General features: G+C 72.0%; 21 protein-coding genes and 1 tRNA gene. 16 read left to right on the plus strand and 6 right to left on the minus strand.

The annotated features are described in order from the left end of the window. Positions 1-13: 13 nt before the first annotated feature. Positions 14-505 carry an ATP-binding protein gene (locus ACFY1T_RS10375; protein WP_030857836.1) on the plus strand — a complete coding sequence of 164 codons (492 nt, stop codon included), beginning with the start codon at positions 14-16 and terminating at the stop codon, positions 503-505. 133 nt (positions 506-638) lie between these two features. Here ACFY1T_RS10375 and ACFY1T_RS10380 read toward each other — a convergent pair whose 3' ends face one another. Continuing rightward, positions 639-2,105, minus strand: coding sequence for an aminopeptidase P family protein (locus tag ACFY1T_RS10380; RefSeq protein WP_390787791.1), 1,467 nt, complete (start codon positions 2,103-2,105; stop codon positions 639-641). Between the two features lie 105 nt (positions 2,106-2,210). Beyond that, the gene (locus tag ACFY1T_RS10385) at positions 2,211-3,854 is read right to left on the minus strand and encodes a PP2C family protein-serine/threonine phosphatase (protein WP_390787792.1); all 1,644 of its coding nucleotides are present in this window, start codon (positions 3,852-3,854) and stop codon (positions 2,211-2,213) included. 408 nt (positions 3,855-4,262) lie between these two features. On the opposite strand from ACFY1T_RS10385, the gene ACFY1T_RS10390 reads away from it, so the two are divergent. Then, entirely contained in the window at positions 4,263-4,976 is a 714-nt protein-coding gene (locus tag ACFY1T_RS10390) for a bifunctional DNA primase/polymerase (protein WP_390787793.1), read from the plus strand. A 114-nt stretch (positions 4,977-5,090) separates the two neighbouring features. Further along, on the plus strand, positions 5,091-5,708 hold the full coding sequence (locus ACFY1T_RS10395; RefSeq protein WP_390787794.1) for a hypothetical protein: 618 nt from the start codon (positions 5,091-5,093) through the stop codon (positions 5,706-5,708). Positions 5,709-5,889: 181 nt separating this feature from the next. Here the strand turns inward: ACFY1T_RS10395 and ACFY1T_RS10400 are convergent, their stop codons facing one another. From ACFY1T_RS10400 to ACFY1T_RS10410, 3 genes are all read right to left on the minus strand, one after another. Beyond that, a complete protein-coding gene (locus tag ACFY1T_RS10400; RefSeq protein WP_390787795.1) occupies positions 5,890-6,864 on the minus strand; it encodes a DUF5926 family protein in 975 nt (324 codons plus the stop codon). Between the two features lie 203 nt (positions 6,865-7,067). Then, on the minus strand, positions 7,068-7,670 hold the full coding sequence (locus tag ACFY1T_RS10405) for an ATP-binding protein (RefSeq protein WP_390787796.1): 603 nt from the start codon (positions 7,668-7,670) through the stop codon (positions 7,068-7,070). 85 nt (positions 7,671-7,755) lie between these two features. Further along, a complete protein-coding gene (locus ACFY1T_RS10410; RefSeq protein WP_390787797.1) occupies positions 7,756-8,553 on the minus strand; it encodes a glycerophosphodiester phosphodiesterase in 798 nt (265 codons plus the stop codon). 224 nt (positions 8,554-8,777) lie between these two features. Here ACFY1T_RS10410 and ACFY1T_RS10415 point away from each other — a divergent pair, with 224 nt between their 5' ends. The 6 genes from ACFY1T_RS10415 to ACFY1T_RS10440 all read left to right on the plus strand — a co-directional run bounded on the left by ACFY1T_RS10415 (position 8,778) and on the right by ACFY1T_RS10440 (position 14,292). Then, positions 8,778-10,289 (plus strand): S1C family serine protease, encoded by a 1,512-nt coding sequence (locus tag ACFY1T_RS10415; protein ID WP_390787798.1) that lies wholly within the window; start codon positions 8,778-8,780, stop codon positions 10,287-10,289. 107 nt (positions 10,290-10,396) lie between these two features. Next, on the plus strand, positions 10,397-11,302 hold the full coding sequence (locus ACFY1T_RS10420; RefSeq protein WP_390787799.1) for a LysR family transcriptional regulator: 906 nt from the start codon (positions 10,397-10,399) through the stop codon (positions 11,300-11,302). A gap of 100 nt (positions 11,303-11,402) precedes the next feature. Continuing rightward, a complete protein-coding gene (locus ACFY1T_RS10425; RefSeq protein ID WP_030857856.1) occupies positions 11,403-11,957 on the plus strand; it encodes a cysteine dioxygenase family protein in 555 nt (184 codons plus the stop codon). After that, positions 11,957-13,015: a YeiH family protein gene (locus tag ACFY1T_RS10430; protein WP_390787800.1), complete on the plus strand. Its 1,059-nt coding sequence runs from the start codon at positions 11,957-11,959 to the stop codon at positions 13,013-13,015. Before ACFY1T_RS10425 ends, ACFY1T_RS10430 begins: the two co-directional genes overlap by 1 nt. Positions 13,016-13,205: 190 nt before the next feature. Continuing rightward, complete coding sequence (locus ACFY1T_RS10435; RefSeq protein WP_390787801.1) at positions 13,206-14,165, plus strand: trypsin-like serine peptidase; 960 nt, start codon at positions 13,206-13,208, stop codon at positions 14,163-14,165. Between the two features lie 39 nt (positions 14,166-14,204). Then, positions 14,205-14,292, plus strand: a tRNA-Ser gene (locus ACFY1T_RS10440). 131 nt (positions 14,293-14,423) lie between these two features. Here the strand turns inward: ACFY1T_RS10440 and ACFY1T_RS10445 are convergent. Beyond that, positions 14,424-14,927, minus strand: a complete 504-nt coding sequence (locus tag ACFY1T_RS10445; protein WP_390787802.1) for a GNAT family N-acetyltransferase — start codon at positions 14,925-14,927, stop codon at positions 14,424-14,426. A gap of 167 nt (positions 14,928-15,094) precedes the next feature. Between ACFY1T_RS10445 and ACFY1T_RS10450 the strand changes: the two genes are divergently transcribed. The 7 genes from ACFY1T_RS10450 (at position 15,095) to ACFY1T_RS10480 (ending at position 21,241) form a co-directional block, all read left to right on the plus strand. Next, positions 15,095-15,451 carry a DUF6344 domain-containing protein gene (locus ACFY1T_RS10450; RefSeq protein WP_390787803.1) on the plus strand — a complete coding sequence of 119 codons (357 nt, stop codon included), beginning with the start codon at positions 15,095-15,097 and terminating at the stop codon, positions 15,449-15,451. Between the two features lie 534 nt (positions 15,452-15,985). After that, complete coding sequence (locus ACFY1T_RS10455) at positions 15,986-16,291, plus strand: hypothetical protein (RefSeq protein WP_390787804.1); 306 nt, start codon at positions 15,986-15,988, stop codon at positions 16,289-16,291. 193 nt (positions 16,292-16,484) lie between these two features. After that, positions 16,485-17,636 carry an acyl-CoA dehydrogenase family protein gene (locus tag ACFY1T_RS10460; protein WP_390787805.1) on the plus strand — a complete coding sequence of 384 codons (1,152 nt, stop codon included), beginning with the start codon at positions 16,485-16,487 and terminating at the stop codon, positions 17,634-17,636. Further along, positions 17,633-18,637 carry a bifunctional MaoC family dehydratase N-terminal/OB-fold nucleic acid binding domain-containing protein gene (locus ACFY1T_RS10465; RefSeq protein ID WP_390787806.1) on the plus strand — a complete coding sequence of 335 codons (1,005 nt, stop codon included), beginning with the start codon at positions 17,633-17,635 and terminating at the stop codon, positions 18,635-18,637. Before ACFY1T_RS10460 ends, ACFY1T_RS10465 begins: the two co-directional genes overlap by 4 nt. Next, a complete protein-coding gene (locus ACFY1T_RS10470; protein WP_390787807.1) occupies positions 18,637-19,686 on the plus strand; it encodes an acyl-CoA dehydrogenase family protein in 1,050 nt (349 codons plus the stop codon). Before ACFY1T_RS10465 ends, ACFY1T_RS10470 begins: the two co-directional genes overlap by 1 nt. Continuing rightward, on the plus strand, positions 19,683-20,078 hold the full coding sequence (locus ACFY1T_RS10475; protein WP_390787808.1) for a MaoC/PaaZ C-terminal domain-containing protein: 396 nt from the start codon (positions 19,683-19,685) through the stop codon (positions 20,076-20,078). The genes ACFY1T_RS10470 and ACFY1T_RS10475 overlap by 4 nt, the downstream gene beginning before the upstream one ends. Beyond that, entirely contained in the window at positions 20,075-21,241 is a 1,167-nt protein-coding gene (locus ACFY1T_RS10480) for a lipid-transfer protein (protein WP_390787809.1), read from the plus strand. The genes ACFY1T_RS10475 and ACFY1T_RS10480 overlap by 4 nt, the downstream gene beginning before the upstream one ends. Positions 21,242-21,424: the final 183 nt, after the last annotated feature.

Raw genomic sequence — 21,424 nt, forward strand, 5'->3', positions numbered from 1 at the left:
AATACGTAACCGTATGAGCATCTGGTGGTCTCTCCACTTGAGGCGCGAAGCCGCGAGCGTGCCGCTCGCCAGGCGGCTGCTGCTGGGGACGATGGAGACCGCGGGGGTGGACCCGGACATCTCCTTCGATCTCTCGGTGGCATTGAGCGAGGCCTGCGCGAACGCGGTGGAGCACGGCGGTCCCGCGGCCGAAGCCGGTGCCGGCGCGGAATCCCTCCCGGAGGCGTGCGCGGCGTACCGCGTCACGGCATACCTGGACGGGGACTGCTGCCGCATCGAGGTGACCGATTCGGGCCCGGGTTTCCCCGCGGCGACGGTCTCGGGGCACAGACCCCCGCCGGCCGGCCCCTCCGAACCCTCGGAGAGCGAGCACGGCCGGGGCCTGTGGCTGATCGCGGAGCTCGCCGACCACGTCAGGTTGCGCAACCGTCCGGGCCGGGGTGCGGTGGTCAGCTTCGACAAGATCCTGAAATGGCGTGAGGGAGCGTTGCTGAAGGTGTCCTAGCGCAAGCCCCGGCGGAGTGCTGGGGCAAGTCCCGGCGGAAGGCCCCCGGATACGCCGATGGACGGGACTCGCGTACGAGGTCCCGCCCATCGGAGGCGAACGCGGGGCCGGTCCGAAGCCCGGCCCCAGGGCGTCAGCCCTTCAGACGCGCCATCCAGGCCTCGACATCGGCAGAGGTGCGGGGCAGCCCGGCCGACAGGTTCCGGTTGCCGTCCTCGGTGACCAGGATGTCGTCCTCGATGCGGACGCCGATGCCCCGGTACTCCTCGGGCACGGTCAGGTCGTCGGCCTGGAAGTACAGACCGGGCTCGACGGTGAGGCACATGCCCGGCTCGAGCGTGCCGTCGACGTACGCCTCGGTGCGCGCGGCGGCGCAGTCGTGGACGTCCATGCCGAGCATGTGGCCGGTGCCGTGCAGGGTCCAGCGGCGCTGCAGGCCGAGCTCGAGGACGCGCTCGACCGGGCCCTCCAGGAGGCCCCACTCGACGAGCTTCTCGGCGAGCACGTGCTGCGAGGCGTCGTGGAAGTCGCGGAACTTGGCACCCGGCTTGACGGCCGCGATGCCGGCTTCCTGGGACTCGTACACCGCGTCGTAGATCTTGCGCTGGATGTCGGTGTACGTGCCGTTGATCGGCAGCGTGCGCGTGACGTCGGCGGTGTAGAGGGAGTGGGTCTCCACACCGGCGTCGAGCAGCAGCAGGTCGCCGGAGCGGACGTCGCCGTCGTTGCGGACCCAGTGCAGGGTGCAGGCGTGCGGGCCGGCGGCGCAGATGGAGCCGTAGCCGACGTCGTTGCCCTCGACGCGGGCGCGCAGGAAGAAGGTGCCCTCGATGTAGCGCTCGGACGTGGCCTCGGCCTTGTCCAGGACCTTCACGACGTCCTCGAAGCCGCGGACGGTGGAGTCGCAGGCCTTCTGGAGCTCGCCGATCTCGAACTCGTCCTTCACGGCGCGGGCCTCGGAGAGGTAGACGCGCAGCTCCTCGTCGCGCTCCTTGGTGACCTTGTCGGTCAGGGCCGACTCGATGACGGAGTCGTGGCCCCGCACGTTGCGTACGGGGCCCTCGGCCTCGGTCAGCTCGTCGGCGAGCTTGCGCACGTCCTTGGCCGGGATGCCCAGCAGCTGCTCGGCCTCGGCGAGGGAGTGACGGCGGCCGACCCACAGCTCGCCCTGGCCGGAGAGCCAGAACTCGCCGTTCTCCCGGTCGGAGCGGGGAAGCAGGTAGACGGTGGCGGTGTGGCCGGTCTCGCCCGAGGGCTCGAGGACCAGCACGCCGTTCTCGGTCTGGTCGCCGGTCAGGTACGCGTACTCGGTCGAGGCGCGGAAGGGGTACTCGGTGTCGTTCGAGCGCGTCTTGAGGCGGCCCGCGGGCACGACCAGGCGCTCGCCGGGGAAGCGGGCGGACAGCGCGGCGCGGCGGGCGGCGGTGTGCGCGGCCTGGGCGATCGGCTCCAGCCCGTGCAGCTCGGTGTCGGCCCAGCCCGTGCGCATGCTCTCCGCGAGTTCGTCGCTGACGCCCGGGTACAGCCCGTTCTTGCGCTGCTTGTGCTTCTTCTGGGGCTGCTCTTCTTCCGGGGTCTCCGGGGTGAGCTCGTCAGCCACGTCTTCTCCTCAGCTACGACACGTACGACAGCTACTGCAAGGACCGGGTAGGACCGTATCCATCGTATGTGCGAGGGGAAGACGCCCGGCGGCGGGTGTGAGGAATCAGTCAAAACGGGCAGCAAGCAGGACGATGTCCTCCACTTCGTCCTCCGTGGCGGACATGGCGGACATGGCGGCCGCGGCGGCCGTGGTGGCGGACGCGGCGGAAGCCACCGCCAGGGGGGCGGAACCGGCGGGCGCGGCCGCAGGATCGTCCGGGGGCAGCACCGTCCGCAGGATGTGGTCGCAGATGGCCGCCGGATCGTCCCGGATGGCCCGGGGGACCCCCGCGGCGGCCGCGTGCAGCCGTGCGTAGGCCCGGTCCATGGAGTCTCCGGTCCGCCGCAGCAGCCCGTCGGTGTACAGCAGCACCGTTTCTCCACGCGCGGGTTCGATCTCCACGCTCGGCGCCTCCCAGCACGACAGCATCCCGAGCGGCGCCGAGAGCGTGGTCTCCACGTACTCCGTGCGGTGCTCGCCGATGAGCAGCGGCGGGGCGTGTCCGGCCCCGGCCAGGATGATCTTCCGCCCCTGCGGGCCCCCGGCGGGTTCGCAGTAGGCGAAGAGCGCCGTCGCGCAGCGCGCGGGCTCGGTCAGGCGCAGCAGCAGTTCCAGGTCGGACAGGACCGCGACGGGGTCCTCCCCCTCCATGACGGCGTACGCGCGCAGCGAGGCCCGCAGCCGTCCCATCGCGGCGACGGCGCTGGGTCCCGCCCCGCCGACGGAGCCGACGGCCAGCCCGAGTGCGCCCTCGGGCAGCGGCAGTGCGTCGTACCAGTCGCCCCCGCCGCGCGGTCCGGTGTGATGGCGGGCGGCGAGCTGCACCCCGGGGATCCGGGGGAGCCGGCTGGGCAGCAGTTCCTCGGCGACCGTGGCCAGACGCGCGCGGGAGCGTTCCACCTCCAGCATCCGGGCCAGGTGTTCGGCGGCGTGCCGCACGTAGAGCCCGGCGAGGTCGCGCTGGCGCTCGCTCGGCTCGGCCTGTTCGTCGTAGAGCCAGACGGCGGCTCCCAGCCGTCCCGTGGCCTCGGCCGTCAGCGGCAGCGCGTAGCTCGCGGCGTAGCCGAGCCGGGCGGCGACCTCGCGGTGGCGGGGGTCGACGGGGGCGCCGTACCCGTTCGAGCCGGGGACGGCGTCCGGTTCGGGGAGCACCTCGGAGCCGCCCCGGGCGTCGGGGAGTCCGTCGAGGATGCGGCCGTACGAGGTCGCGGTGCGCGGCACGGTCTCGATGTGCCCGAGATCCGCGCGGCCGAGGCCGAGGCCGATGGTGGTCGTCGGGCCGAGCCCGTCGGAGGGTTCGAGGACGACCAGGCCGCGGCGGGCGCCGACGAGGGCGGCTCCGGCGCGCAGGAACTCCTGGAGGGAGGAGTCGAGGTCACGGGCGCGGGCGAGGCGCTCGGTGAGCTCGTGGAGGGTGGTCAGGTCGGAGACCATCCCCGCCAGCCTGTCCTGGATCACCGTGCTCGGTCCGGGGACCGCTGCCGCAGCCTGTGCGGGGGCGGTTCGGGCGGGTGTGGGCGCCGCAGTCTGCGGGACCGCGGTAACTGCTGGATCGATTCCAGCCACTTTCGGCAGATGCGGGGCGCTCATGGCGTCCGCCTTTCCACCTGGTGCGATTCGCCATATAGCATCGCAAACCCCCAGATCGTGCTGCGCCGCCATCAATGAATCCACATCTACACGCACACGAGGATCGATGTCCAGCATTGCCCAGGTGGGAATCCTGGTGTCCGTGGGACGGCAACTCACTGTCCAGCCAAGGCTAGAACTTGGCTGGAAAAAGCCGGAAGCGGACGGTTTTTGCGATCGACTGGTCGGGCGCCGGAGTGGCTCCGGGTACCTAATCGGTGGTGCCCGGGGAGAGTTGGCGCAGCCCGGCGGTCGCCGGGAACCGCCCGGCACGGTCCGTCGTCCTTAGCGGCGGCAGCCGGTCTCGGCACTGGCGCGGGTCGCGTTCCGCCCCCGCCGGACGTTTCATGGACCCGTAAGAAGACTGCACGAACCGTGTGGACCTGCTTCAAGGCGGACAGTGACGCGAAACGTGTACGTGTGGTGAAACACCGGTTACATGGTGTGATGTGGCCCTCGGCGTTCAACGGAAAGGAACGAGCGCTCATGCGCGAGATCCTCGGAAGGCGTCTCCAGCGGCTCCGCGATCGCTTGAAAACCCTCCGCCCCGCCCCTGGGCAGAGCGGTGATCAGGCCCTCCCCCTCCTCGACGCGGCGCTCACCTGCGCCACGGCCCGGCAGTGGCCGGTGCTGCCCGGCATCGGCCGCTCCGGCGCCGACGGCAACCGGTGCGCCTGCCCCGATCCCGACTGCGTCGTTCCCGGCGCGCACCCCTTCGACCCCGGGCTGCTCGCGGCCACCACCGACCCCCGGATGGTGTCCTGGTGGTGGACCAACCGGCCCACCGCTCCCGTACTGCTGGCCACCGGGGGGTCCGCGCCCTGCGCCGTGAGCCTGCCGGCCAACGCGGCCGCGCGGGCCGTCGTACGGCTGGACGCGCAGGGCATGCGGCTCGGTCCGATCGTTGCCACGCCCACCCGTTGGGCGCTGCTGGTCGCGCCCTACTCGCTGGAGCGGCTCGGCGAACTCCTGTACGCCAAGGACCACGTGCCCTCCGCGCTGCGTTTCCACGGCGAGGGCGGCTACCTGTTGCTCCCGCCCTCCCCCGCCTCCGGCGGGGGGCAGGTGCGGTGGGAGCGCGAGCCCGAGGACGGCCCCGTCCCCGGCGGCCTGTGGCTGCCGGAGATCGAGGCCGTCGTGCACGCGCTGGTCGAGGCGAGCACCGGGGCCTCGGGCGGCGGCAGCCGGCTCGCGTACTGAACCGGTGCTCCGGGCACCCGCGGATCACTCGTACGGGTGCCAGCGCGACGAGTTTCCAAGGGAATTGGGCGCGGGGATCTCCGTGCCCCATTCCCGCCTCGCTATCTTCGCCGAATGAATCTCCGCTTGATCGGTATCAGCGCCGGTGTGCTGATCATCTTGTCGCTCCCGCTGGCAGGAGCGATCGCCGGACCGGATTTCGCCGGTCAGGAGGACGGAAAAGGCGGCGGGTTGCTCTCCTCGCTCGGACTGGCCGATCCGTCGGGCGGATCGCGTACGTCGACACCTGCCGCCGGGTCCGAACGGCGGGCCGAGCCGGCGCGGGGAGTGCGGCCGGGGCAGCCGCCCGTGCAGCAGGCCCGGCCGGGCCCGTCCGAGCAGCCCCGCACGGACTCCCGGTGCGGACCCGAACTCTCTTCCCCGCAAGGGCTGGAGGCGCAGACCTGCGTCCTCGTGGGCGAGGGCCGGACCTGGGGCCGCAGCTACTACCGCAACACCAGCGGGCGCGCGTTGGACGCGGTCCTGACGGTGATGGGGCCGGCGGGGCGCACGGTGCAGATCCGCTGCGCGGTCGGGGCGGGCGACGAGCCGGGGCTGTGCGAGACGCCGCGTGAGGACTCGGCGGGGGCGCCGGACGCCTACTCGGCAGTTGCGGAGTTTGCAGTTCCGGATGATGAAGGGCAGCTGCTGCTGCGGTCCGGGAGCAACTCACCGGCACCGGCCGACGGTTGAGCGACGGCGGAAATGGAAGGGCCCGGTCGCTGGCGACGGGGGATGCACCAGCGACCGGGCTACAAGAACGGTAACAAGAGATCGCCTGTTCGCAAATTCGATCTCTGATATTCAGACACCGATTTGCAGGCGATTAGCGGGAGTTGTGACCCCAGTCACCGGTCCTGCGGGGGCTCGGCGGTCAGCTGAGCGTGACCTGGCGGTTGGTGAGTCCGCCGCGCGCCCGGCGCTCCTCCGCGGTCAGCGGGGCGTCCGCGGCCAGGGCCGTGGCCAGCCGCTCCGCGAACTCCGCAGCGGGCTTCTCCACGTCGTCGGCGGTCACTCCGGTGGGCAGGTCCCAGACGGGGACCATCAGGCCGTGCGCCCGGAACGAACCGACCAGTCGGGTGCCTTCGCCGAGCGAGGAGGTGCCCGCGGCGTGCAGCCGCGCGAGGGCGTCGAGCAGCTTCTCCTCGGGGTGCGGCATGACCCAGCGCAGGTGGTTCTTGTCCGGGGTCTCGCACCAGTAGGCCGCGTCCACGCCGGCGAGCTTGACGGTGGGGATGGCGGCGGCGTTGGCGCGCTCGAGGGAGGCGGCGATCTCGGGTGAGGCGTTCTGAGCGCTCTCCGCATCCGGAATCCAGAATTCGAAGCCGCTGTGCACAACCGGCTCGAAAACGCCGTCCGTGTCCAAGAGATCCTGAAGTCGCGGACCCTCGGCCGGAACGCGGCGGGCGGCGACCGGGGTGCCCGGCTCCGCGACGAGCGCGCGCTCCAGGGTGTCGGCCATGTCCCGGGCGAGGTCGCCGGTGGTCGAGTCGTTCTGGAGGCCGAGCAGGACGGAGCCGTCCTCGCGGCGCAGCGCCGGCCAGGCCATCGGCAGTACGGTCACCAGCGTGACGGACGGGACGCCTTCGGGCAGGCCGCCCTTGAGCGTGAGCGGGATCGTCGCCGCGGGCACGAGCTCGCGCAGCGCCACCCAGTCGCACTCGGAGGGCAGGCCCTCGAAGGGGCGCGCCACGTGCTCGGTGACGGCGTGTGCGGCGGCCGCGCCGTGGCAGGCCTTGTAACGGCGCCCGGATCCGCAGGGGCAGGGCTCGCGTGCGCCCACCACCGGGATCTCCCCGTTGTTGATCTGCGGCTTTGCAGTCTTCGCTGCGGGGCGCTTCTTGGCCATCGTGGGTGTCTCCCGGTTGCGGCGGTACGGCGTTGTGTCTGGGCGCGAGCCTAGCCGTTCGCGCCGCCGCAACCGGGAGGGTGCGGCCGGGAGCACGGTCGGCGTGCGCTCCCGGCGGCCGCTCGTTCGGATTCGGATGGCCGGTGTCGTCGTCGAGGATCCGGGTCAGGGATCCGGGTCAGGGTTCGGGGTCGGTGATCCGGTCACGGATGGAGATCGTCGAAGGCGGTGCTGAAGTCGATCGCCGGGGGCGCAACGCGCGTAGCGAAATCCTCGTGCCGGGCCCCGCACGCGACCGTCACCCATACGGTGACCTCGCCCGCCGCTCCGTCCCGGACACCCCAGTCCATGGCGAGGGCGCTGATGATGTTCAGCCCCCGGCCGCCGCGCGCGGTGACCGAGGGCGTGGCAGGAACCGGGCGGGTGGGACCGCCCCCGTCCGTGACCTCGACCGTCAGCCGCCCCGCCTTGTCGATGCGCCACGCGGCGCGTATCTCCCCGTCCCCGACCTCGCCGACGCCCAGTGGCCTGCCGTGCCGGCAGGCATTGCTGAGCAGTTCGGAAAGGATCAGTACGGCGTCGTCCACGACCGATTCGGACACCCCGCTCATGCGCAGTTGCTCACGCATGCGGCGCCTTGCCTCGCCCACGCCCGCAGGACCATGGCATACGTCCATACGCGAAGACGTGGGCACTTCCTGTGCCACCACCAACGCCACCCCCGGAACCTCCTTAGCCCCACGCCATGGTCTGGATGCCCCAATGGCCTGGACCGGAAACCGACCAGGCGGAGCCCTCTGACGCATTCATGTCGGACGATTGCGGAGCGGATGCGCCGGTGCACACCCCGTCACTTGAGTGGCGTGCGGGACGGGTGCGCAAAACGGGACGTCAGCGCCCGAGCTGTGACAGAACTTGTCGCGGCCTGTTCGTGATGATTGCTTCCACACCCAGATCAGCGCAGAGCTGAACGTCTTCCGGTTCGTTCACGGTCCATACGTGTACGGGGTGGCCCGCGCTCTGGAGCTTGCGGATGAACCCGGGGTGGCTGCGCACGATGCGCATCCCGGGACCCGCGATCCGCACCCCGGCCGGCAGGCGCCCGTCGCGCATCCGGGGCGAGATGAACTGCATCAGGTACACGGTCGGGACCGTCGGCGCGGCCGCCCGTACCCGGTGCAGGGAGCGCGCCGAGAAGCTCATGACGCGGACCGGGTGAGGCCCCTCGGCGGGCGGCGAGTCCAGCCCGAACCGCTTGAGGAGGAAGAGGAGCCGCTCCTCCACCTGTCCGGCCCAGCGGGTCGGGTGCTTCGTCTCGACGGCGAGCTGCACCGGCCGGCCGGCGTCCACGACCAGCTCCAGGAGCCGCTCCAGGGTGAGCACGGAGGTGCGCTCGGGGTCGGCGTCCCAGTCCGGGGACTCCTCGCGGTCCTTCCAGGAGCCGAAATCGAGGGCGGCGAGGTCGGCCAGCTCCAGGGCGGAGACGGCTCCGCGGCCGTTGGAGGTGCGGTTGACCCGGCGGTCGTGGACCAGCACCAGATGGCCGTCGGCGGTGAGCCGGACATCGCATTCGAGGGCGTCGGCGCCGTACTCGATGGCCTTGCGGTAGGCGGCCAGGGTGTGCTCGGGGGCATCCTCCGAGGCGCCGCGGTGGGCGACGACCTGGATGGGCGGCAGTGCATGGGTCACCGGGTCATGGTGCCACCGAGACGGCCCCGGGTGTCGGGCTCCGCCGTGCGGATGCGCCCGGAATGCCGGATATAAAGAATGGGGTGGACGCACAGGTCCGGCTTACAGTGCTCTGACGGGTCATGGGGAAGGCTTTTCCCAGGAACTTGTGCGGCACGTCGAACGTTCAGTCGGGCCGAATCGCCAGTTTTTCTGAAGCCGTGTGTGACGAGGAGAAGAGCGCTGTGAGCACCGAGAACGAGGGCACCGCGGCCCCGACGCCCCCCGCGGCCCCGTCCACACCCCCGGTGGCCGCTCCTGCCCCCGAGACGTCTGCGCCCGCTCCGGCAGCCGAGACCCCGGCGCCGCCGGCTCCGGCCGCACCCGCCGCGGAGCCGGTCACCCAGCAGTTCCCCCCGGCGCCCGCGCCCGGCACGGAGCCGACCCAGCAGATCCCGCCCACCCCCGCACCGGGCCCGGCCTACGCCCAGTCCCCCGCGCCGCAGGCCCCGGCCGCGCACGGCGCCGAGGGCTGGCCGCCCCCGCCGCCCGCGGTCCCGGCGTACGGCTCGGGAGGCGGCCACGACGGCGGCGTCTGGGGCGCGCCCCAGACGGCCGACGGCTTCCCGCCCGCCAAGCCGAAGGGCAAGGGCGGCCTGGTCGCCGCCGTGCTCGTGGCGGCCCTCCTCGCCGGCGGCGTCGGCGGCGGCATCGGCTTCTGGGCCGCCGAGCGCAGCGAGAACGGCGTCGGCTCGACCACGGTCGCCGCGAGCAGCACCCCCAAGGACCTCAAGCGGGAGGCCGGCTCGATCGCGGGCCTGGCCGCGGGTGCGCTGCCCAGCGTCGTCACCATCGAGGCCTCGGCCGGCGACGGCGAGGGCGGCACCGGCACCGGTTTCGTCTACGACCAGCAGGGCCACATCCTCACCAACAACCACGTGGTGGCCTCCGCCGCGAACGGCGGCAAGCTCTCCGCCACCTTCTCCGACGGCAAGAAGTACGACGCCGAGGTCATCGGCCGGGCCCAGGGCTACGACGTGGCCGTGCTCAAGCTGAAGAACCCGCCGGCCGGCCTCAAGCCGCTGCCGCTCGGCGACTCCGACAAGGTCGCGGTCGGCGACTCGACCATCGCGATCGGCGCCCCCTTCGGCCTGTCCAACACGGTCACCACCGGCATCGTCAGCGCCAAGAACCGACCGGTGGCCTCCGGTGACGGCTCCGGCGGCAAGAACTCGTACATGAGCGCGCTCCAGACGGACGCCTCGATCAACCCCGGCAACTCCGGCGGTCCGCTGCTCGACGGGCGCGGTGCGGTCATCGGCATCAACTCCGCCATCCAGTCGGCCGGCAACGGCGGCTTCGGAGGCGGCCAGGCCGGCTCCATCGGCCTCGGCTTCGCCATCCCGGTCAACCAGGCGAAGAACGTCGCCGAGTCGCTGATCAAGACCGGCAAGCCGGTCTACCCGATCATCTCGGTCTCCGTGGACCTCCAGTCCAAGACCGACGGCGCCAAGATCTCCGAGCAGGGCGCGCCCGCCAACGACCTGGTCGACCCCAACGGTCCGGCCGGCAAGGCGGGCCTCAAGCCCGGCGATGTGATCACCCGGTTCGGCGACAAGCCGATCGACAGCGGCCCGACCCTGATCAGCGAGATCTGGACGCACAAGCCGGGCGACGTGGTGAAGCTGACCTACCTGCGCGACGGCAAGCCGACCACCGTCGACATCACCCTCGGCTCGCGGGTGGGCGACAAGTAACGACGCCCGGCCCGGGCGCGAAACCGACGGGGCAACCGGCTTGATGGGAGGGGCCGTAGGCGCGAATGCGCCTACGGCCCCTCCCAACGTCCGCTTATGCTTCCCATGTGTTCGATTCCCGGCACATACGTACTTTCCACGAAGTGGTGGCCTCCGGGTCCTACTCGGCGGCAGCCCGCGCCCTCGGGTACACCCAGCCTGCGATCACGCAGCAGATGAAGGCGCTCGAACGCGCCGTCGGCACCCCGCTCTTCACGCGAGTCGGCCGCAAGATGCAGCTCACCGAGGCCGGGGAGTCCATGGCCCGGCACGCCGAGTCCATCCTCGGCAGTCTCTCCGCCGCCGAGGCGCAGCTCAAGGCGTACGCCCGCCTGCGCACCGGGCGGGTCCGGCTGTGCGGCTTCCCCAGCGCCAACGCCACCCTGGTCCCCGAGGCCCTGAGCGACCTGGCCAAGGACCACCCGGGCATTCAGGTCGAGCTGCTGGAGGGGGAGCCTCCGGAGTCGCTGCGCCGGCTGGAGCGCGGGGAGTGCGACATCACCCTGGCTTTCACCTATCCCGGGCTCCACGAGGAGATCCCGGAAGAGGTCGCCGAGGTCAGACTGCTGGAAGACCAGCTGACGGTGCTGCTCCCGACCGGGCACCCGCTGGCCCGGCGGCGGGCCGTGCACCTGGCCGATCTCGCGGAGGAGCGGTGGATCGCCGGCTGTCCGCGCTGCCGGGCGAACCTGCTGCACGAGTGTGCCGAGCTGGGCTTCGTACCCGACATCCGGTTCGCCACGGACGACAACCTGGTCGTGCAGAGCATGGTCGGACAGGGGCTCGGCGTGGCGATGATGCCCGCGCTCGTGCTGCCCTCCCTCTCCCTGAGCAAGGTGTGCGGACGGCCGCTCCAGCCTGCCGCGCGCCGGCACATCGCCGCGTACGTCTACCGCGACCATCTGCGCATCCCGGCGACCTCCGTGGTCCTGAACGCGCTCAAGCAGGTGGCCGCCAACCGCGTCGGCTGCTGATCACCGGACAGTCCTTCCCTTTGAATTCATAAGCGGTGCTTGGGATTTCAGGTGAGAACTGTCGTTGGACGTGATGGATCGACTGTCCGACGCTGCGGGTATGACCACCACTACGCCGGCCCGTACGACCGCGAGGATGGCCGCCCTCGTCAGTGAGATCCGTACGGTCGTGGACCGGGGGCTGGCCCCCGACCTGACCGCCTACCTCGTCGGCGAGCGCGTCGCCCCGCACCTGGGCACGCCCGACCTGCTCACTCCCGAGCAGCGCGTGGGGGACCCCGACCGGTACCGGCAGCACGTCCTGCACGCCGAGCCGGACGGAAGCTTCTCGGTGGTCGCGCTCGTGTGGCTGCCCGGTCAGGAGACCGCCATCCACGACCACGTCTCGTGGTGTGTGGCCGGGGTCCACGAAGGCGAGGAGAGCGAGCTCCGCTACCGGCTGGCCCCCGCGACGGGAGACGCATGCGCCCGGCTGGTGGCTACCGAGCACGTGGTCAACGGCCCGGGTGACGTCTGCGGATTCGCCCCGCCCGGCGATATCCACAAGGTCTACAACTCCTGTCGCACCACGGCGATATCCCTGCACGTCTACGGAGCCGATGTCGTCCGCCTGGGCAGCAGCGTCCGCCGCGTCTACACGCTCCCCACCGACTGATGGCCCTGTTGAACCGCCCTGTACGCGGGGCGGACACCGAGGGCGACCGGCATGTTTCACGTGAAACATCCTCGTCCTGGCCCGGGTTGGGGATGGCGGCCGCCGGAGTGCTGGTGGCGTGGTGCGTGCACCGGCTGGTGCCCGCGGTACCGATGCTGACGGCGTCGGTGGTGCTCGGCATCGCGGCGGCCCACCTCCCGGGCATACGCGAGGTCGTGCGCGGAGCAGCCCGCCCGGGTCTCTCGCTGGCCGGGCGGCGGCTGATGCGGATCGGCATCGTCCTGCTGGGCCTCGGCCTGGGCCTGGACCAGGTGCTCCGGCTGGGCTGGCCCACGGTGGCGATGGTGGCCGCGGTGGTCGCCGCCACCTTCTTCGGCACCCTGTGGCTGGGCCGACGGCTCGGGCTCCCCGGGGACCAGCCGCTGCTGATCGCCACCGGGTACTCGATCTGCGGGGCCTCGGCGATCGGAGCGGTGAGCCAGGTATCGGGCAGTGACGAGGAGGACGTGGCGGCCTCGGTGGCGCTGGTGACCCTGTGCGGAACGCTGGCCATCGCGGTACTCCCGCTCCTCCAAGGCCCGTTGGGGCTCTCGGATCCGGCCTTCGGGCGCTGGGTCGGCGCGAGCGTCCACGACGTCGGCCAGGTGGTGGCCACCGCGCAGACCGCGGGCCCGGGCGCGCTCGGCGAGGCCGTCCTGGTCAAGCTGATGCGGGTGGCCCTGCTCGCTCCGCTCGTGGCCGCGGTGGCCTTCTCCGTACGGGCGCGGCGGCAGGGAGTGCGTACGCCCTCGGGGCGTCGTCCGGCGCCGGTGCCGCTGTTCGTGGCCGGGTTCCTGGCCGCGGCCGCTCTGCGCGCCACCGGGGTGCTGCCCGACGCGGCACTGGACTGGGCGCACACGGCACAGGAACTGCTGCTGGCGGCGGCCCTGTTCGGACTGGGCAGCGCGGTGGACCTCCCCCGGCTGGCCCGGACCGGCGGCCGGGCCGCGGTGCTGGGGCTCGGGGCCTGGCTGGTGGTGGCGGGGGTTTCGTACGCGGGCGTACTGCTGACGACATGACCTCGACGGGCCGGTCCTTGGGTTCCGGCGAAGGGAGTTGGCCAATTCCTGGCCGGAACCGACCGAACGTTCCGACCGTCTCCTGACTTCTCGTGCCGCGCGTGCGACCCTGCGGCCGATCCGCACCGACAGCTCTTCACCCCCACCCTGCCCGTTCCGACGGGACCGGGCACGGCAGAAGGAGTCCTGCGTGAATCGTCATCGCACGGCAGCATCGGTCCTCATGGCGGCGGGCGCCCTGATCGCGGGCGCGCTGACGGCGGCCGCCCCCTCGGCCGCCGCCGATTCCCCGGCCTCGTTCAGGCAGCAGCACACCCAGGGGTTCTGGACCGCCGAGAGGATGCGCGGCGCCACCCCGCTGGACGTGACGGCAGCGCCGGGGACCGGGCGGGCGCCGGTCGCGGCCGCGTCCCGGCCCACGGTGGTCGCCCCGACGGCGGCATCCGCGGCGGCGGCCTCCCCGGCGTCGTTCCCGCAGGCGGGCGGCGCGTGGACGGGCGGCGGCGCGGTGGTCAAGACCTCTGGCCGCGTCTTCTTCACCTTCGGCGACCGTACGGCGTCCTGCTCCGGTGACTCGATCGCCAGCGCCAACGGCAGCACGGTCATCACCGCCGGCCACTGCGTGAAGTACCAGGGCGCCTGGCACACCAACTGGATCTTCGTACCCGCGTACGAGAACGGGAACGCGCCCTATGGCCAGTGGTCGGCCACCAAGACCTTCGCGACGGACCAGTGGGCCGCCAGCGAGGACATGAACATGGACGTCGGCCTCGCCGTCGTCGCTCCGCTGAACGGACAGAAGCTCAGCCAGGTGGTCGGCGCCCAGGGGATCCTGTTCAACGGCGGCTACAACAAGAAGATGTACTCGTTCGGGTTCCCGGCGGCCGCGCCGTACGACGGCACCAAACTGGTCTACTGCAGCGGGGACACCGGCAAGGACTTCCTGCTGACCAAGGACCACAGCCTGGGCTGCAACATGACCGGCGGCTCCAGCGGGGGCCCGTGGTTCCAGGACTTCAACGAGGCCACGGGCCTGGGCACCCAGGTCTCGGTGAACAGCTTCGGCTACACCTTCCTGCCGAACAGGATGTTCGGCCCGTACTTCGGCAACGAGGCGAAGGCGGCCTACGACAAGGCCCAGAATTCCTGACCCGGCCGCCCCCCACCTGCCGGTACTCTGTACCGGCCAGGTGGGTTGCCCGAGCGGCCTAAGGGAACGGTCTTGAAAACCGTCGTGGCGCGAGTCACCGTGGGTTCAAATCCCACACCCACCGCCAGACCGCAGAAGTAGCAGGTCAGAGGGCGGGTCCCCGATGAGGGGACCCGCCCTCTCCGCTCACTCCCGCGTTCGGATCGTGGCGGGGACATGGCGCTCCGCCGCCGTCCGGGCCATGGCCCGGACGGTGGGCTATGTCAGGACGGCCCGCCAGTCATTGCTCGTGTGCCACTGGCCCGGCGGGTACTCGAACTCGGTCTCTCCGAGGAGTACGAAGCCTGCGGCGCGGCAGACGGCGTTGGATGCCGCGTGGTCGACGGACGGGAAGGCGTGGAGGTGGCGGCGCGTGCCGTGCGCGGTCGCGTGGGCGATGACCGCGCGGGCCGCCCGCGCGGCGAGGCCGCGGCCCTGGAACTCGGGGAGGACGCCCCAACCGGTCTCGTAGACCTCCTCGTCCTTCCACGCCCGCTCCCAGAAGGCGATCGTGCCCACGCTCTCGCCCTCGGCGACGATCCGGAACACCCGTCCGGCCGCCGGCTCGCGGGCGCTCATCGCCAGGTACCGCTGATGGCGCTCCCGGAGCTTGGCCTCGGTCTCCGGGCCGCCGAGGTGTTCGGTCATGACGGGCTCGTTCTTGCGCAGCAGCAGCCAGAAGTCGTCCTCGGCCCAGGGCACGAGCTGCAGGGATGCATCCATGCGGCCACCGTAGGCATGGCCCGCATCGGCAAGACAGCCTCTAGGCCCTTCGAGTGGTGTTTGTCGGAAGATCGGCGCGGGTCGTGGGCGCGCTGCGGTTGCGACCACATCATGACGAATGTATGCAGATCCGCCCGTCGGAACATCGCGAAACGAAGGACTTCGTCATGGCTCACCGCATCACCGTCACGTCGATCTGGACCGCAGTCGTCGCCGTCGTCGTGGCCCTCCTCGCGTCCCTCGGATTCGGCGCCAAGGCCGCCCCGGCCGCCGGCGCCACTGCCCCGGCTCCTGCTCCTTCCCTTCGCGCGCCGGCCGCCGTACGCCGACCGGCCCGGCCGATGGGGCGGAGGAGCTGGCGGGCGATGATGCGCGGCGGATCGCTCCCGCCGACCATCAAGCAGCGGATCCGCGCCGAGGCGCACGGCAAGGCCCCGTCCGTCCGCCGCTCGACCACCGCCGCAGCGTCCCTGGCCGGGAGCGGCTCCGGAGCCGCCCGCGAAGACCTGGATCTGGTCGCGTAGCACCCGTACGGCGTCGTCTTACGCCGCGTATCCCGTGACAACGCGGTAGGCGGTCGAGAGTGGCAGCAGCAGGCGCTGGAGCCCGGTCGGCAGGTCGCGACCGCGGATCGCGCCGGTGACGTGCCCCGGAGCGGGGCACGGTGGGATGGCCCCGGCGGGCGCCGGGGGCGCGCAGGGGGCGCGCAGTGGGCGTGAAGCCTGGCATTGCAGGGCCGCAGGCCCGGGAGACGGTGGGGTTCCCGGACGGAGCGGCCCTTTTCGGCATGTCCGGCGCACATGAGTTTGAGGGAACGTTTCACCCCGGATCCGACAGTGGTTTCGGCCGGCTCCGCCGCGCTGACCAGCGCTGATGGGGTGCGAATGGGGTTTATCCGATGTTGCTCATGCTTGCGGGGGAATCGTGGACTCCGGGCTGGTTCGCCGGGGATTCGGTGGGCAACTCTGGTCTCGCGACGTCGTCACCACGCAACGACCGAGGCGGTCGGCCAACTGCCTTGGAGCAAGTCCCACTTCGCTTTTCTGGAGGATTCAGACATGGCAAGCATCCGTACCACCCGCGTCTTCGCCGCCGTCGCCGCTCTCCCCCTCGCCGTCTCCCTCTTCGGTGGTGTGGCCTCCGCCGACAACGGCTCCTTCGCGAACGACGGATCGAATGCGAGCGTCGCCGGCATCATCGGCAGCGGTGTCGGCGGGAACAACAGCGGCAACTCGTCGACTTCCCAGCAGGTGGCCACCGGCTCCGGTGCGTCCAACCAGAACAACACCGCGCAGGTGAACGGCTCGGCCTTCACGGCGATCCAGCAGGGCAACGCCGCTCTCAACTTCCACCCCTGGTGGTAGGCGATCACCGAGTCCTCTGAGTCTTGAGGGCGCCTGTGCCACCGGACCGGCTGGGGTCCGGTGGGGCGGGCGCCTTCGCGCGTTCCCGCATCCGCGCGCAGTGCTTTCCGGGGCTCTCCCGACCTTGACATCCACTGTGAATCTGACGGACAGTCAGGTCCACTCGATGATGTGATGCCGGGAGGCCTGCGCCGTGCACCTCGCCCCGACCGAAGGCCAGTTGCGGCTCCGCGCCGAACTGCGGGAGTACTTCCACGACCTGCTGCCGGGCGGGCCTCCCGAGGACCCCGCCGCCCAGCGTGCACTGCTGCGCCGCATCGGCGCCGACGGACTGCTCGGCCTCGGCTGGCCCGTCGAGTACGGCGGCCAAGGGCGCGGCCCCGACGAGCAGTTCGTGTTCTTCGACGAGGCCTACCGGGCCGGAGCCCCCGTCTCCATGGTCACCCTCAACACGGTGGGCCCGACCTTGATGAAGTACGGGACCCCGGAGCAGAAGGACTTCTTCCTGCCCCGGATCCTCAGCGGAGAGATCGTCTTCGCCATCGGCTACTCGGAGCCCGAGGCCGGCACCGACCTGGCCTCGCTGCGCACCCGCGCCGTACGCGACGGAGCGGACTGGGTCGTCGACGGGCAGAAGATCTTCACCTCCAACGCCCAGAGCGCCGACTGGATCTGGCTCGCCTGCCGCACCGATCCCGACGCCCCCAAGCACAAGGGCATCTCGATCATCCTGGTGCCCACCGACGCCCCGGGCTTCGCCTGGACCCCGATCGACACGGTCGGCGGGCTCACGACCACGTCGACGTACTACGACGGGATCCGCGTGCCCGCCGGGAACCTCGTCGGCCCCGAGCACGGCGGCTGGGGGCTGATCACCAACCAGCTCAACCACGAGCGCGTGGCCCTCGCCGCCATCGGCATGCAGGCCGAGGACTTCTACACGAGGGCCCTGCACCACGCCCGCACCCCCGATCCGGTCACCGGAGAGCGCCCCGCCGACCGGCCCTGGGTGCGGTCCCGGCTCGCCGAGGCACACGCCCGGCTGGCCGCCGTGCGCCTCCTCAACTGGCGCCTCGTCCAGGACGTCGGCGGCGGCACCCTGGCCCCCGGCGACGCCAGCGGCGTGAAGTTCCTCGGCACCGAATCCACCGTCGAGGTGTACCGGATGTGCCAGGAGGTGGTCGGCGAGGAGGCCCTCGTACGGGGGCCCGCGGCGTTCGCCGGCGGCGAGCTGGAGCGGATGAACCGGGCCGCGCAGATCAACACCTTCGGAGGCGGGGTCAGCGAGGTCCAGCGCGAGATCGTCGCCATGATGCGGCTCGGCATGAAGGGAAGGAAGCGATGACCGCCACGGCGGACCAGGCAGCGGGAGCGGGCACGGCACCGGGCACGGCAGCGGGAGCGGAGGCGAGCACGGGCGCGGTCGCGGGTACGGGCGCCGAGGAGGCCGCCGCCCGGTTCCACGCGCTGCTCAAGACCTTCGAGGGGCGCGCCGCCGCCACCGCGGGCCGGGGCAAGGACCCCGTCAACCAGCCGATGATCCGCCACTGGTGCGAGGCGATGGGCGATGCCGACCCCACGTACACCGGCCCGGACGCCATCGCCCCGCCCACCATGCTCCAGGCCTGGACCATGGGCGGGCTCTCCGGCCACGGCGACCGCTCCTCCGCCTACGACGAGCTCCTCGCCCTGCTCGACGGCGCGGGCTGCACCTCCGTGGTCGCCACCGACTGCGAGCAGGAGTACCTGCGGCCGCTGCGCCCCGGCGACACGGTCAGCTACGACGCCGTCATCGAGTCCGTGTCCCCGCGCAAGACGACCAAGCTGGGCACCGGCCACTTCGTGACCACCCGCATGGACGTGCGCGCGGACGGCGAACTCGCCGGGACCCACCGCTTCCGGATCCTCAAGTACGCGCCCGCCGCCCCGCGGGAGAGGAAGTCCGCGGCCCGGCGCCCCCGCCCGGTGATCAACCGCGACAACCAGGGCTTCTGGGACGGGGTCGCGGACCACAAGCTGCTCATCCAGCGCTGCACCGCCTGCGCGACCCTCCGCTTCCCCTGGCTGCCCGGCTGCAACACCTGCGCGAGCCTGGACTGGGACACCGTCGAGGCATCCGGCGCCGGCACGGTGTTCAGCTACGTCGTCATGCACCACCCGCCCTTCCCGGCCTTCGACCCCCCTTACGCGGTCGCGCTCGTCGAACTCGCCGAGGGCGTCCGCATGGTCGGCAACATCACCGGCGTCCCGTACGGCGAGGTCCGCATCGGGATGCCCGTGCAGCTGGAGTTCCTGCGGGTCGACGAGGAGCTGGAGCTGCCGGTCTTCCGAGGGAGCGAGGTCTGATGGACTTCCACCCCACCGAGGAGCAGGCCGCCGCGGCCGGGCTGGCCGGCCGGATCTTCCGCGACCTCGCCACCCACGAACGCCTCGCCGCGGCCGGCACCGGCAGCGACGCCGAGCTGTGGAAGGCCCTCACCGCCGCCGGACTGACCGCCGCCGTGGAGGACATCGGCCTGCTCGGCCTGGTGCTGCTGCTGGAGGAGCAGGGCCGCACCACCGCGCAGGTCCCGTACGCCGCCACCTGCGTGTACGGGATCCTGCCGGTCGCCGCGCACGGCAGCGCCGAGCAGCGGGCCCGGCTGCTGCCCGCCCTGGGCTCGGGCGAGGCGGTCGCCACCGGGGCGTTCCCGGCCCGCGGCCGCATCACCGCCTCGCCGGAGGGACGGCTGACCGGGACCGCGCCCCTGGTGCCCTGGCTGCGCGATGCGACGCACGTGCTGGTCCCGGACGCGGACCGGGTCCTGTGGCTCGTACGGACGGACGCGCCCGGGGTCGGGACGCCCGAGGTGGAGACCACGGCTCCCTGGTCGGCGGGGCGGCTCACCCTGGCCGGGGCCGAGGCCGAACGGCTGGGGGACGGCCTGGCCTACGAAGCCGTACTGGCCACCGCCCGCACCGCCTTCGCGGGGCTCCAGGCGGGGGTCTGCGCGGGTTCCCTGGCCCGCGCCGTCGAGTACACCTCCACCCGCGAGCAGTTCGGCCGGCCGCTCTCCACGAACCAGGGGGTCATGCTGCGCGCGGCCGACGCGTACATGGACACCGAGGCGATCCGGGTCACCGCGTACGAGGCGGCCTGGCGGATCGACGAGGGGCTTCCGGCGCGCGAGCACGCCCTGACCGCGGCCTGGTGGGCCTCCGAGGCCGGCACGCGGGTCGTGCACGCGGGCCAGCACCTGCACGGCGGGATGGGAGCCGACCTGGACCATCCCGTCCACCGGCACTTCCTCTGGGGGCGCCAGCTGGACGCGTACCTGGGCTGCGGCGGCGAGCTGCTGGCCGAGCTGGGCGCACTCCTGTCCGACCACGCAGCACCCGAGGGGGACGACGCATGAACGTCGGCGACACACTGGCGCCGCTGGAGATACCGGTGACGCGCACGCTGATCGTGGCGGGCGCGATCGCCTCGCGCGACTACCAGGACGTCCACCACGACGCCTCGCTCGCACGCGAGAAGGGCTCCCCGGACATCTTCATGAACATCCTGACCACCAACGGCCTGGTCGGCCGGTACATCACCGACCGCCTCGGGCCGGGCGCCGTCCTGAACAAGGTGGCCATCCGGCTCGGCGCCCCCAACTACCCGGGCGACACGATGGTCCTGACCGGCACCGTGGTCGCCGTCGACGGGAACCGGGCCGAGATCCGGGTCGTCGGTGCCAACGGGATCGGCCACCACGTCACCGGCACGGTCACCGTCACCGTCACGGCGGAGGTGGCGGCATGAGCGTCCGGCACCGCGACACGCTCGGAGGTCGCGCCGCCATCGCCGGCATCGGCGCGACCGAGTTCTCCAAGGACTCCGGCCGCAGCGAGCTGCGGCTCGCCGTCGAGGCCGTGCACGCGGCCCTCGACGACGCCGGGCTGACCCCCGCCGACGTCGACGGCATGGTCACCTTCACCATGGACACCAGCCCCGAGATCACCGTGGCCCAGGCCGCCGGGATCGGGGACCTCTCCTTCTTCTCCCGGATCCACTACGGCGGTGGCGCGGCCTGTGCCACCGTCCAGCAGGCCGCCCTCGCCGTCGCCACCGGGGTCGCGGAGGTCGTGGTCTGCTACCGCGCGTTCAACGAGCGCTCCGGCCGCCGCTTCGGCTCCGGGGTGCAGCAGCGCGAGCCCTCGGCGGAGGGCGCGGCGCTGGGCTGGTCGCTGCCCTGGGGGCTGCTCACCCCGGCCTCCTGGGTGGCCATGGCCGCCCAGCGCTATCTGCACGCGTACAACCTGACCCCCGAGGCCTTCGGCCACGTCGCGGTCACCGACCGCCGGCACGCCGCGAACAACCCCGCCGCGTACTTCCACGGCAAGCCCATCACCCTCGCCGATCACGCCGCCTCGCGCTGGATCGTCGAACCGCTGCGGCTGCTGGACTGCTGCCAGGAGACGGACGGCGGTCAGGCGCTCGTCGTCACCAGCGCCGAGCGGGCCCGGGACCTGCGCCACGCACCCGCCGTGATCACCGCTGCCGCTCAGGGCGCCGGGCGCCGCCAGGAAGCCATGACCTCCTTCTACCGCGACGACCTCACCGGGCTCCCGGAGATGGACGTGGTCGCCCGGCAGCTGTGGCGGACCAGCGGACTACGGCCCTCGGACATCGACGTCGGCATCCTCTACGACCACTTCACCCCCTTCGTCCTGATGCAGCTGGAGGAGTTCGGCTTCTGCAAGCCCGGCGAGGCCGCCGACTTCGTCGCCGCGGACGCGCTGCCGCTCAACACCCACGGCGGCCAGCTCGGAGAGGCGTACCTGCACGGCATGAACGGCATCGCCGAGGCCGTCCGGCAGCTGCGCGGCACCTCCGTGAACCAGGTGGCGGGAGCCTCCCGCGCCCTGGTCACGGCCGGGACCGGGGTGCCGACGTCCGGGCTGATCCTGGGAGCCGACGGCTGAGCCCACAGCCGCGTGCCGCTCGTGAGCTGGTCCGTCGGCCGGTCCGTCGGCCGGTCCGCGGGCGTCCCGGTGGCGCCCGAGGTCGGCCTGCCCCTCCACCTTCAGGAGGTGGGGCAGGCCCCACCCCTACAACCTGAGATGGATCCAGCTTCGGCACTTGCGGCCGATCCCAGGTCCGGACCG

The organism is Streptomyces sp. NPDC001194 (assembly GCF_042896985.1).
Classification (GTDB): Bacteria; Actinomycetota; Actinomycetes; order Streptomycetales; family Streptomycetaceae; genus Streptomyces.

What these genes read in the sequence shown, in the direction of transcription:
- ACFY1T_RS10375 (WP_030857836.1), top strand. Translation starts at nt 14, where the DNA reads ATGAGCATCTGGTGGTCTCTCCACTTGAGGCGCGAAGCCGCGAGCGTG.
- ACFY1T_RS10385 (WP_390787792.1), bottom strand. Translation starts at nt 3,854, where the DNA reads ATGCTGGACATCGATCCTCGTGTGCGTGTAGATGTGGATTCATTGATG.
- ACFY1T_RS10390 (WP_390787793.1), top strand. Translation starts at nt 4,263, where the DNA reads ATGCGCGAGATCCTCGGAAGGCGTCTCCAGCGGCTCCGCGATCGCTTG.
- ACFY1T_RS10395 (WP_390787794.1), top strand. Translation starts at nt 5,091, where the DNA reads ATGAATCTCCGCTTGATCGGTATCAGCGCCGGTGTGCTGATCATCTTG.
- ACFY1T_RS10400 (WP_390787795.1), bottom strand. Translation starts at nt 6,864, where the DNA reads ATGGCCAAGAAGCGCCCCGCAGCGAAGACTGCAAAGCCGCAGATCAAC.
- ACFY1T_RS10405 (WP_390787796.1), bottom strand. Translation starts at nt 7,670, where the DNA reads ATGCGTCAGAGGGCTCCGCCTGGTCGGTTTCCGGTCCAGGCCATTGGG.
- ACFY1T_RS10425 (WP_030857856.1), top strand. Translation starts at nt 11,403, where the DNA reads ATGACCACCACTACGCCGGCCCGTACGACCGCGAGGATGGCCGCCCTC.
- ACFY1T_RS10430 (WP_390787800.1), top strand. Translation starts at nt 11,957, where the DNA reads ATGGCCCTGTTGAACCGCCCTGTACGCGGGGCGGACACCGAGGGCGAC.
- ACFY1T_RS10445 (WP_390787802.1), bottom strand. Translation starts at nt 14,927, where the DNA reads ATGGATGCATCCCTGCAGCTCGTGCCCTGGGCCGAGGACGACTTCTGG.
- ACFY1T_RS10450 (WP_390787803.1), top strand. Translation starts at nt 15,095, where the DNA reads ATGGCTCACCGCATCACCGTCACGTCGATCTGGACCGCAGTCGTCGCC.
- ACFY1T_RS10455 (WP_390787804.1), top strand. Translation starts at nt 15,986, where the DNA reads ATGGCAAGCATCCGTACCACCCGCGTCTTCGCCGCCGTCGCCGCTCTC.
- ACFY1T_RS10465 (WP_390787806.1), top strand. Translation starts at nt 17,633, where the DNA reads ATGACCGCCACGGCGGACCAGGCAGCGGGAGCGGGCACGGCACCGGGC.
- ACFY1T_RS10470 (WP_390787807.1), top strand. Translation starts at nt 18,637, where the DNA reads ATGGACTTCCACCCCACCGAGGAGCAGGCCGCCGCGGCCGGGCTGGCC.
- ACFY1T_RS10475 (WP_390787808.1), top strand. Translation starts at nt 19,683, where the DNA reads ATGAACGTCGGCGACACACTGGCGCCGCTGGAGATACCGGTGACGCGC.
- ACFY1T_RS10480 (WP_390787809.1), top strand. Translation starts at nt 20,075, where the DNA reads ATGAGCGTCCGGCACCGCGACACGCTCGGAGGTCGCGCCGCCATCGCC.